Source organism: Ruegeria sp. AM4, assembly GCF_056540665.1.
On record NZ_JBQFXD010000035.1, the window covers coordinates 1 to 1,537 of the forward strand.

A 1,537-nucleotide genomic window follows, 5' to 3' on the forward strand; every position below is an offset into this window, starting at 1 on the left:
GCCGATTCCGTTGAAAAACAATGTTTTGCTGACGCAGAAAGTGGTCATCCGAACAGAGTGCGAGCGCCTTTTTATCAGACTTTTCGCGTTTGCTGCGACGCAGGAAAGATCTTTGCCAGTTTCCGGAGGTTTTGGGCGGTGGCGGCGAGGAGAAATTCGTCGTTTGCACCGCATGGGCCACGTAATCGGAGGCGGCCCAACCCGAGAATGCGTTTGAGATGGGCGAAAAGCATCTCGACCTTCTTTCGGAGTTTCATTGAGATCTTGTATTGGCGGGTCTTGGCGATGTCGCGGGCAACCTGGCGGGCGTCTTCGTGTTCTTCGCGGGTGATCTTCCGCGCATCGGCGTTCGGACAGCACTTGGGTTTGGATGGGCAGGATTGGCAGGCCAGTTTCATCGCGCGATAACGCGCCGTGCCCTTGCCAGTCGGCCCCCTGTTCGGGTCTGAGTAGTTACGGCGGAACTGCTTCAGGGCGTGACCTTCGGGACAGACATATTGATCGTTTTCGGCGTCCCATTCGAAGTCGGCGCGGGTCCATGTTCCATCGTTGCGCCCGGACTTGTCGAAGACCGGGATGTGCGGTGCGATCTTGCGATCAACCAACCAGCCCAGGAGCGGCCCGGTGCCATAGGCGGTGTCTGCGATCAGGCGTTCGGGATGCAGATCGAACTTGTCCTCTACCCGGTCCAGCATGGTCTTGGTTGATCCGACCTCAGCTTGTCGGATGGATCGTGTGGCCTCGACATCAACGATGACGCCATGATCGGTGTCGATCAGATAATTGTCAGAATAGCTGAAGAAAGCAGGCCCTTTACGTGCCGCCGTCCATTGGCTCGCAGGGTCAGAATGCGAGGTGAACTTGGGCTGCACCTCGCTCGCAGCTCCGAAAGCCGCCTCATCCAGAGTGTTGAAATACTCGCGGACCGCGCGAGGCGCATCTTCTGGATCGATGGTTGATGCATCCCATTCTTCCTTGGGTGTCGAGTTTTGCTTGTTTGCATCCGCCTCGATAAGGCTGGCATCAATTGCCAGGCGCTGGCCGCTCACCAGACCTTCCGCGATGCAGCGCGCCACAGTCGTCTCGAAAAGGTGGCGCAGCAGTTCGCTCTCGCGGAAGCGTCCATGCCGGTTCTTGGAGAAAGTCGAGTGATCCGGGATACGCTCATTCAGATCGAGGCGGCAGAACCATCGATATGCCAGGTTCAGATGCACCTCTTCGCACAGCCGTCGCTCGGAGCGGATGCCGAAGCAATAGCCGACCAGCAGCATCCGGATCAGCAGTTCAGGATCGGCCGATGGGCGACCGGTGTGGCTGTAAAAATCCGCGAGATGCGCTCGAATGCTGCTCAGATCAACAAAGCGATCAATAGATCGAAGCAAGTGATCTTGGGGAACGTGATTCTCCAATGAGAACTCATAAAACAGCGACGATTGCGCTTCCTGCCTCGGTCCCATCATCGCCAATCCTCCAGCCCATTGGAAGAATTGAATCAGCAGTTCATGCGGCGATCAAGGATGAGTTTTTCAACAAAATA

At 56.5% G+C, this 1,537-nt stretch carries 1 protein-coding gene; it reads right to left on the reverse strand.

Annotated features, from left to right (window positions below; translation table 11 throughout):
- Window positions 1-74 precede the first annotated feature (74 nt).
- Window positions 75-1,460, reverse strand: coding sequence for an IS1182 family transposase (locus ACR0JA_RS23620; RefSeq protein WP_480580405.1), 1,386 nt, complete (start codon window positions 1,458-1,460; stop codon window positions 75-77).
- Between the last annotated feature and the right edge of the window lie 77 nt (window positions 1,461-1,537).

What these genes read in the sequence shown, in the direction of transcription:
- ACR0JA_RS23620 (WP_480580405.1), bottom strand. Translation starts at nt 1,460, where the DNA reads ATGATGGGACCGAGGCAGGAAGCGCAATCGTCGCTGTTTTATGAGTTC.